A 9587-nucleotide genomic window follows, 5' to 3' on the forward strand; every position below is an offset into this window, starting at 1 on the left:
TTTAATTTTATATTAAAAAATTTTTTAATTAAAAAATATTAAAACATATTATGATATTGTTTATGTTTTATAAAATTTTATTTTTAAGTTTATTAATATTTATTATGTATTTTGTTTCTGAAAAAAATTTTTGTTTGCTTATTTTTTAACATATTAAAAATAATTATAACAAAATAAATTTTATTTTAATAATCAAAATGAAAATATTAAATAAAAAATTAATTTACAATAAAAAGTATAATTAAAAATATAAGCGAATATTTTCGAAAATATAATAAAAAATATAAGGTAAATAAAAAACAAACAATTTTTATAAAAGAAAAAAATATCTTTTAAAAAAAAGATTAAAATTATCATTATTTATAAATTTTATCATTATTTGAAAAATTATTTTATAAAAATTTTTAAGACTATTTTAGATTCTATAAGGAAAATTATTTTTTTATCATAATTTTTTATTATGATAACTATTTAATTTGTTTTAGTTTCTAAAAATTTGGTTTTATTTTATGTTTTAATTTTTATAAAAAGGAATATTTTTTATTTTTTTATGTTTTTATTAATATTTTTTAATTATTTTAACTTAATAATTTTAGATAAAATGAAAATTATTAAATTAACTTATTTAAGAACAGTTTTATTTTAACAATTGATTTTTTGTTAATATTTCGTCATGTTGATTTCTGGTGTTTCTGAATTTTAAAAATTTTTTAAGAAAGAAACTAATTAATTTTTAAATTTCACAGTAACTAATTTGTTAAATTTTTTTAAGTTTTAATATGAAAAAAGTAATATTTTCAAAATATTAACAAGAAAAGTAATTTTTTTTAAAACATCTAAAAAAACAAATAAAGAACAAATATAAACTGGAAAATAATTAATGTGAGAAAAATTAACAAAAAAATAAAATAATTTATTTTTTTGTTTTTAAAATAATTTTTTACTTTATTTTTTAAAAAAATAAATAAGAAGACGATAAATAATAAAAAAAATTGTTATTATAGTTGTAATAAAAGAGAAAACTTCTAAAAAATTAATTATTCAAAAACTTTTATTTTATAAACTTTTTACCTTTAATTTTTTTAAACAGAATAATCGATTTTTTATTTTTTATGTCGGAAACATATAGAGCAAAATTAACGAAAATATGAATAAAAAATAATTAAAAAAATAATAGTAAAAAAACTAAATAAATCAAATAATGAATAACAAATAATAATAAAAACCATAATAGTACATAATTTTTTAACTTTAAGATAAATTTTTTTAATAATTTCTAAATATTTTTTTCATTTTTAATTACTTTTTTCAAAAATGAAAAAAAAAAAAAACAAAAGGAAATAATTTATTCATTATAAAAAAATAAAATAAAAAACAAAAAGAAATATTTTTAAATCTTCAGGTTCGCCATATAAAGTAAACTTAAAAAAATATATTTCAATGCTGAAAAATATAAAATAAAAATAATAGAAATAATATAGGTTAACGCGATTTAGTATTGTTTAATTAATCAAATTTTTTTTATTTTATTCATAAACTATTCGTTATATTTTGAATATAAATATTTTGAAAGTACTTAACATATAAAAAATAATCTCATAAATAATAACATAATTTTTAAAAAAATAAAGATAATCATTAAAAAATCCTAAATTTAATTTAAAAAATAATATTTTTTATCAAAAAGGTACAATATAAGTAAAAATTAGAACTTACCTATATAAAAACCATAATATTTTATATCAAAAAGTAATTTTTAAAAGAAAGATACAAATTTTATTAAAGAATATAAAATTAGATCAATAAAACTTAGAGTTAATCAAGCCATAATCTTTTTCAAAAAAATTATAAAACTAATTTTTAAAAGAATACAAAATTTTTCTTAATTTAATTTCTAAATCTATTTGTTCTAAAGATATTTCGTATAATTGTTTTTTAAGTAAAGATTCTTTTTTTTTTGAAAAATATATTTTAAAATTTAGATAATTTAAATCGATTTTTGACTTATTAGGTTTTTTTTGATTTTCAATTTGTAATAAATATTTTTCTAATTCTTTTTTTAATTTAACAATTTCTTTTAAAATTGAATTTTTTTGTTTAGATAAATCATCTATTTGAAATTTTAAAATTTCCATTTCTTTTTGCGAAGAATCAAACATTTTTTCTGAAGAATCTGTTTTTTGAATTTTGGAATAAAATTTACCAGCAAAAACTAAATTTGTTTTATTAAAATTCACTAATAAATAAATAAAAAGCACTAAAATTAAATAAAATTTGAAATTAGATTTTATCTTTTTACAATTTAAATACATATTTAAAATATCTTTCTAATATAATTTTTTTTTAAAACTAAAGCAAACATACTTATTGTAACAATTTATAGCCATTAAAAATCATAAAAAAATAACGTGAAGAATTTTTTAAAGATTTAATAAAAAAGATTAATGTATTTCGTAATTCCTGGAAAAAGAATTACGAAATACATTAATCATAAATATTATGCTTGATTAAAAATATTTTTTGAAAAAATAAAAAATTTTTATGTAAGTTAATATTTAAACAAATTATGAGTCAAAATAGTATAAAATGAAAAAAGTAGTAAAAATTAAATATTTTTTAATTTACTTTGAATAAAACAATATAAGCTAAATTAGATAATATAAGTAGGATGAATTTTGAACCAAATTACGTGTAAAAAGAGTATGATTTTGTCTATAATATATTCATTTTATATATATCATTCATAAATATTTATTTTCCTTCGAAACCTTATTTGAAAAATAGATCATTTGATATGATTTTAAGATGCTCTTTCGAAAGCCATAAAAGTTTTTTTGTTTATATAAAAAAGCAAAAATTAGTTTTTAAACTTTATCAACTGTCATTCCTAAGTCTTCATCAAATTTTTTCTTGATATTATTCATGTAATCAATATATTCTTTGTTTTATTCTTTCTGAGTTTTGTTGGATATTTCTTGAATAAAATTAGGAAGACCCGATTCATAAAATTTCTTGCTTTTCGTTATAATATTCCCATATTTTTCTTAGGGAAAAATTATGGTCTCTATGTTAATCAGTTCTAATATGTCTATAGCATTTGAACCTTTTTTATTTACTACAAGAAATAAGTTAAAAATTTCTGTATTTCTAAAACAAGGTCTTTAATTTAACATCAATAAAAGATTAATTCTTTTTCCTTTTCGTCCTACTAATAAATATTAAATTTTATTATCATATTTTTTAATTCAATTAAGGAAGAATTTTTTATATTCTTTTAAAGTAAAATTTTCTTGTTCATCTAGATAAAAAATGAAAATATTTTTATATTGTATTCTTTTATTTTCCATTTGTTTACCAATTTTTTCTTGTATGTTTTTTTTACATATAAATCTGCAAACTAATTAGTAAAGTTGGTTTACATATAACTAATTAATTTCCAAATTTTTATGTAAAACTTACATAAAATAAATATTATTATTTATAAACCTAAAAAAAGAAAGACTCCAGTTTATACTACATCTTACTAACGTATAGACCAGGGTCTTTTCTATTATATTATACCTTGAGTTTTCAGAAGTATAATGTATTTTCTAAGAAGATTTTAATTGTAAGATGTTTTTAATGTCATTATAACATAAATTTCAGAATGTCAAAAGAAATAACATATATAAAAAACATCTTAAAAAAACCGAAATTCAGAAATAAATTAAAAAAATTTTACAAAATAATTTAATTTTTTAAATGATGTAAAAAATTTTGAGCTAAAGCATTTCTTTTCATATCATTAGTTGTTAAAATGCCTTTTATCAAAGCATCAAATTCTTTTTTTATTTCTTCTAAAGTAATTGATTCACTATTAATCCATTCAATAACAAAAGTATTAATAAAAAATTCCCTTTCTGCATCTACAATATTTAAAACATTGTCTTTAAATTCCAAAAATATATCTTTGTCAATCTCAGTCAAAATTGCTGAATATTCTTTTTGTTGTTCTAAATCATTTTTTGATTCTGCAGCAAAAATTAAATTAGGTTTTAAAATGATGAAAATTAAAAAAAGTGAAGTAGATATTAACACAATTTTTCGAAAAAACAAATTAAATTTTTTTTTCTTAAAATACATTGTTTCAGACTCCTTTTTTTATTTTATTTAAAATATAAATTTAAATACAATATCATAATAAAAAAAAGAAGTTTTTTTGTCTATTAAAAAGATATTTTTTATCCAAAAAAGATTAAAATATAAATAAAAAAATATATTTTGTAGAAAAAAAATATTATCTTTTAAAAAAAGAGTAGAGAGTAAGTAAAAGAGAGGGGGTATAAAATACTCAAAATAATTTTATGATATATATATACGTTTAAATTTTTAATAAAATAGAAAGAATTTATAAGTGACAATTGACTTCCAATTCGGCGATAATCAGGCTGCGAAATTTTTTTAAAAGCTTAAGAAACTATTTTTTCTAATAAGAACGTTTAATAAAAATATAAATAAATTTATTTAAATTATTTAAAATATATCCAGTAAAAAAAATAATACCAGATATACATGCAAGAGTTAGACAAACGCTTAATAATTTAGCTTGAACATCTAAATAATACTTTTGAATTTCCACATTACTAAATAAGTCTGCGTTTGCTTGATAAACATTAGAAATAGATTGAGGATCAAAAATATCAGTAATTAATTTACCAATTCCTCCTAAAAATTTTTTAAAACCCATATTTATTTAACTATCCTCCAAAACACTAAACAATTTCTCATAAAATTATTTTACATAAAATTAAAAATAAATAGGATTTAATAAACAGGATTTAAAGAATCTTTAACAGCTATTTTTTTAAAAAAAATAGCGTGCAGGCTTTTAAAGAAATAAGAAAAATTTTATATGTTAGTTAATATTTAAGTGAGTCATGAGTCGAAACAGTATAAAATGCAAAAAAAGTAGGAAAAATAAATATTTTTTTGGATCACTTTTAAAAAATAAATATGTATGAGTCAAGTGTGTCAAAATAGGTGAGTCAAAAAAAAGTAAGTCCAAATTTTTATGCAAAAAAAGTTAAATATAATCAAAAAGTGTCATGTCGACTCATGATTCAACTAATATATAAACACATATGAATTTATTTTCCCTCGCGCTCTTTTTTTTTTATAAGTAGATCATTTGATACGCTTTTAGCGTATGTTTTCTTAAAAGATCATCTGCATCTTTACAATTTAAATATTTTTTATTTATTTTATTTATTTTATTATTATTTATTTTTTTTATTTCATTAATTATTTTATTTTCTTCTAATTGTTTTTTAATTCTTAAAGCATTTTTTTCTCCTGCTTCGTCATTGTCCAAACTAATTAAAACTTTGATTTGATATTTTTTTAAAAGTCTAATAACAGTCTCTGAAAGATATTGAGTAATTGTGATCATGCTAACGGCATTAATAATCCCATGTTGATGACAACTTATTACGTCATAAAAACCTTCATGGAGAATCATGGTTTTGGTTTTTAAAATACTGAGCCAGGCTTTGGTAAAGCCGTAAGGAAAATAAAAGATATTCGTATGACTAAAGTTTTTTAAAGCTTGGTATTTAGGATTGAAACGATCAATTGGATGATGATAATTATGTTTAAAGAAATGAAGGGTATGTTCTTTATATTGAATAGGAATGACGATACAGTCATTTAAAGCATCGTAAGTAAAAGAACTATTTTTTTTTTAATAAACCTAATTTGATAAAATAAGCTTCTTCTAAGTTTTGTTGTTGGACGTAAGAAACTAAGAATTGATTGTTTTTATTAGTTGCTCCTAACTGAAAAGCTTTTATCGTTTCTACTTTTAATTTTCTTTCTTTTAAAAGATACGTAAGGGCTTTCGGATTATGAAATAATTGTTGTTGATAAAAGTTAGTAATTTTGCCAAAAGTATAAGAAAGTTTTTGAATAATTTTTTGTTTAATTAAAAGGTTTGCTTGTTCAGTTTGGGGTTTTTGATAAACATTTTTTTTGTCTAATCTTCTTTGATTTTTAATTGTTTTATTTTCTTCTTGTTCTTTTAAAAAACAATAATCACTACTTTCATAAAAGTTTTTTAAATCAATAATACTTTCTTTGATCTTTTTACAAGTATGTTGTTGATAGATGTCGATAACATCAAAGTCAACAAGTACCATAACTCCAACACCAGACTTTATTTTTATGGTTAATTTTAGCTGATAAGCCGCTTTTACTTTCATGAAAAAGATAATAATTAAAACGAATGTCTTGAGAAGCGTTTAAAGGAACTAATTTTAAGTGTTTTAACAGAACTAACATTTCTATTTTTTTAACATCTTCAATCATTGATTTTCACTTTTTTTTGGACGTCCTCTTTTTCTTTTGTTTTAAATAACATTTTATCTTCTAGTTTCATGAAAACAACATTTGGTCTTTCAAGTAAATATTTCATATCAGCAAGACGTTTTTCAAAATATTCTTGAAAAGAATTTTGTGGATTATAAATAAAAATATTTAATTTTATTTCAAAATATCTTTATCAGATTTAGATTTAATTATTTTAATAGTATAAATTTCATTTTTTTCCGTAAGAATTTTTTGAAAGATTTTTTAAATTCAATAAAAAATTATAAAATTATTTCTAATATCTATTTTTGCTGCTTATAAAATTTATTAATGTTATTGTTTCGTTAGTTTATGTTTCGATTTTTAATAGAATAGAAAGAATTAAGAAAAAAATTAACAATTTTTAAAACTTTGGGTTAATTAAATTGAGTTTTTTATATAAATAAAAAGAGTTCAATATGTTTTAAAAATCTTTTTAACATACTTTTAAAATACATTGATCATAAAAATTATACATATTGAAAATCATTCATAAAAAAATCTATAAAATTAAATTTTTTATGTAAATATTTTATTTTTTAATAAAAAATTATTTTTTCAAAAAATCTTTTTTATTAATTAAGACTTTAAAAATATAATTTTTAAACTAAAATAAAATAATATTTATAAAAAAACGAAAAACTTTCAAAAAAATTTTTATTAAATATTCATTCTTTTAAAAGTAAAAAGTTAAGAAAATGTTAACAATTTCTTAATTCTTTCTGTTTTATTGAAAATTTAAAATATAATACCAAAAAATAAAAAATTAAAAATTTTTATAATATAAATACATTTTTTTAAAAAATTCTTCACGTTATTTTTTTATGATTTTTAATGGCTGTAAATTGTTACAATAAGTATGTTTGCTTTAGTTTTAAAAAAAAATTATATTAGAAAGATATTTTAAATATGTATTTAAATTGTAAAAAGATAAAATCTAATTTCAAATTTTATTTAATTTTAGTGCTTTTTATTTATTTATTAGTGAATTTTAATAAAACAAATTTAGTTTTTGCTGGTAAATTTTATTCCAAAATTCAAAAAACAGATTCTTCAGAAAAAATGTTTGATTCTTCGCAAAAAGAAATGGAAATTTTAAAATTTCAAATAGATGATTTATCTAAACAAAAAAATTCAATTTTAAAAGAAATCGATCAATTAGAAAAAAATTTGTTATATCATTTAAAAATAAAAAGTAAAAAAAATCCTAATGAGTCAGAAAGAAAATCAAGTGCTTTAAAATTTCAAATACATTTTTTAAAAAGAGAAAAATCTTTGCTTAAAAAACAATTATACAAAATATTTTTAGAACAAATAGATTTAGAAATTAAATTAAGAAAAATTTTGTATTCTTTTAAAAATTAGTTTTATAATTTTTTTTAAAAAAATCATGGCTTTGTTATTGCTAAATTTAAAGTTGTTAATTTCTTCTAAATATTTTTTATTTGATGCAAAATTTAAAATATATTAACGAAAAATTAATTCTTTAAGAATTTATTACTTACTTTTTAAAAAGAAAAAATTTGTTTTTTAAAATTTTTTGTATAAAATTTATCTATTATTTTAAATTAAATAAATAAAAGAAAGGTTTAATTGTTTATGTGTTGTGGTTTTGAAATATTGGTAATGGCTATTATATTTTATTTAATTTTATATAAATAAAATTTTTTAATGTATTGATTCTTTAATTTTTAGTTTTGTTGAGATTTTTTTAAGATATGTTATTTTTTTGGTATTATAGAATTATTTTTTCCACTTTTAAAAATAAAAATCGTATAATTTTCTTTTCTTTAGTTAAAAATAAAGAGTTATATGTTGGATATCAACATCATTGATGATTAAAAAAGACATATAAGCAAATGTTAGCAAATAAATTGTAAATAAACGCGTATTAAATATAAAAATATTTTCATTTTTTATCTAGATGAACAAGAAAATTTTACTTTAAAAGAATATAAAGAATTCTTCCTTAATTGAATTAAAAAATATGATAATAAAATTTAATATTTATTAGTAGGACGAAAAGGAAAAAGAATTAATCTTTTATTGATGTTAAATTAAAGATCTTGTTTTAGAAATACAGAGATTTTTAACTTATTTCTTGTAAATAAAAAAGGTTCAAATGCTATAGACATATTAGAACTGATTAACATAGAGACCATAATTTTTCCCTAAGAAAGATATGGGAATATTATAACGAAAAGCAAGAAATTTTATGAATCGGGTCTTCCTAATTTTATTCAAGAAATATCCAACAAAACTTAGAAAGAATAAAACAAAGAATATATTGATTACATGAATAATATCAAGAAAAAATTTGATTAAGACTTAGGAATGACAGTTGATAAAGTTTAAAAACTAATTTTTGTTTTTTATATAAACAAAAAAACTTTTATGGCTTTCGAAAGATCTTCGACTGTTATGCAAGCTTTGAAGAATAATTTTATGCGAGGTCAAAGAATAACTGATAGTTTATAAATAAAGAGATTGAAAGACTTTTGATATTAACGAATCAACAAATAAAATTCATCATTAATCATATAAAAAACAATTAGAAGAAAATAATTAATGAAATAAAAAAATAAATTGAAAATATTTAAATTATAAATATGTTGTAGATGATATATTAAGAAAATATGACGTAAAAAAGTATAAAAAAATCTTTTGTTTTAAAAAAAATCTTTTCACTGTTTATTTTTTTTTAATGATTTTTAATTGTTTTAAATTGTTATAATAAATATGTTTGTTTTTGATTTAAAAAAATTATTTAAGAAATTGAATTCAGAAAAGTAATTATATTTTTTAAATAGTTTTTAATTTATATAAAAAAAAAGAAAAATAATGATTATTAATTATTTTTCTTTATAAAATTATTATGAAAAAAATTTAATTTTGTTTAATGGTTTAATTTATAGATAATTTTTTATATAATTATTTGTTTTTATAATGAATTTTTGTGATTTTATATTTAAATTTTTAGATAAACTTGAAGACATACAAGTACTATTAATATTTAATTTGTTTAAAATTTCTTTTTCTTTTAATGTCTTAAAATTTTTTTGGTTTTGCTTCATTTGTTCTTGAATATGAGTAATTTTTTCAGTTTCAGCTTGTAAAATAGCTTGTAAATGTTCATTTTTTTTTTGGTTTTGCTTCATTTGTTCTTGAATATGAGTAATTTTTTCAGTTTCAGCTTGTAAAATAGC

Annotated in this window: 8 protein-coding genes; 1 reads left to right on the forward strand and 7 read right to left on the reverse strand. The window is 17.5% G+C overall.

The window, feature by feature from the left end; all coding sequences use genetic code 11:
- Positions 1–1853 precede the first annotated feature (1853 nt).
- The 6 genes from DH96_RS02125 to DH96_RS02195 all read right to left on the reverse strand — a co-directional run bounded on the left by DH96_RS02125 (position 1854) and on the right by DH96_RS02195 (position 6342).
- The gene (locus DH96_RS02125; RefSeq protein WP_245927107.1) at positions 1854–2237 is read right to left on the reverse strand and encodes an effector protein; all 384 of its coding nucleotides are present in this window, start codon (positions 2235–2237) and stop codon (positions 1854–1856) included.
- A 1492-nt stretch (positions 2238–3729) separates the two neighbouring features.
- Positions 3730–4122: a hypothetical protein gene (locus DH96_RS02130; RefSeq protein ID WP_111961384.1), complete on the reverse strand. Its 393-nt coding sequence runs from the start codon at positions 4120–4122 to the stop codon at positions 3730–3732.
- A gap of 343 nt (positions 4123–4465) precedes the next feature.
- Positions 4466–4726: a hypothetical protein gene (locus DH96_RS02135; protein WP_111961385.1), complete on the reverse strand. Its 261-nt coding sequence runs from the start codon at positions 4724–4726 to the stop codon at positions 4466–4468.
- A gap of 426 nt (positions 4727–5152) precedes the next feature.
- Positions 5153–5497 (reverse strand): toprim domain-containing protein, encoded by a 345-nt coding sequence (locus DH96_RS02140; RefSeq protein ID WP_111961386.1) that lies wholly within the window; start codon positions 5495–5497, stop codon positions 5153–5155.
- Between the two features lie 211 nt (positions 5498–5708).
- On the reverse strand, positions 5709–6173 hold the full coding sequence (locus DH96_RS02145; RefSeq protein WP_181451615.1) for a hypothetical protein: 465 nt from the start codon (positions 6171–6173) through the stop codon (positions 5709–5711).
- Complete coding sequence (locus tag DH96_RS02195) at positions 6160–6342, reverse strand: hypothetical protein (protein WP_181451616.1); 183 nt, start codon at positions 6340–6342, stop codon at positions 6160–6162. Before DH96_RS02195 ends, DH96_RS02145 begins: the two co-directional genes overlap by 14 nt.
- A gap of 1023 nt (positions 6343–7365) precedes the next feature.
- Between DH96_RS02195 and DH96_RS02150 the strand changes: the two genes are divergently transcribed.
- The gene (locus DH96_RS02150) at positions 7366–7746 is read left to right on the forward strand and encodes an effector protein (protein ID WP_245927108.1); all 381 of its coding nucleotides are present in this window, start codon (positions 7366–7368) and stop codon (positions 7744–7746) included.
- 1544 nt (positions 7747–9290) lie between these two features.
- On the opposite strand, the gene DH96_RS02200 is transcribed toward DH96_RS02150, so the two are convergent.
- Positions 9291–9587: hypothetical protein (locus DH96_RS02200; RefSeq protein WP_220084270.1), on the reverse strand; the 297-nt coding region annotated here is incomplete at its 5' end.

The sequence above is a fragment of the Candidatus Phytoplasma oryzae genome (assembly GCF_003263355.1).
GTDB classification, from domain to species: Bacteria; Bacillota_I; Bacilli_A; order Acholeplasmatales; family Acholeplasmataceae; genus Phytoplasma; species Phytoplasma oryzae_B.

Coding starts and splice junctions, on each gene's coding strand:
- DH96_RS02195 (WP_181451616.1), bottom strand. CDS start 6,342: ATGATTGAAGATGTTAAAAAAATAGAAATGTTAGTTCTGTTAAAACAC.
- DH96_RS02145 (WP_181451615.1), bottom strand. CDS start 6,173: ATGGTACTTGTTGACTTTGATGTTATCGACATCTATCAACAACATACT.
- DH96_RS02140 (WP_111961386.1), bottom strand. CDS start 5,497: ATGATTCTCCATGAAGGTTTTTATGACGTAATAAGTTGTCATCAACAT.
- DH96_RS02135 (WP_111961385.1), bottom strand. CDS start 4,726: ATGGGTTTTAAAAAATTTTTAGGAGGAATTGGTAAATTAATTACTGAT.
- DH96_RS02130 (WP_111961384.1), bottom strand. CDS start 4,122: ATGTATTTTAAGAAAAAAAAATTTAATTTGTTTTTTCGAAAAATTGTG.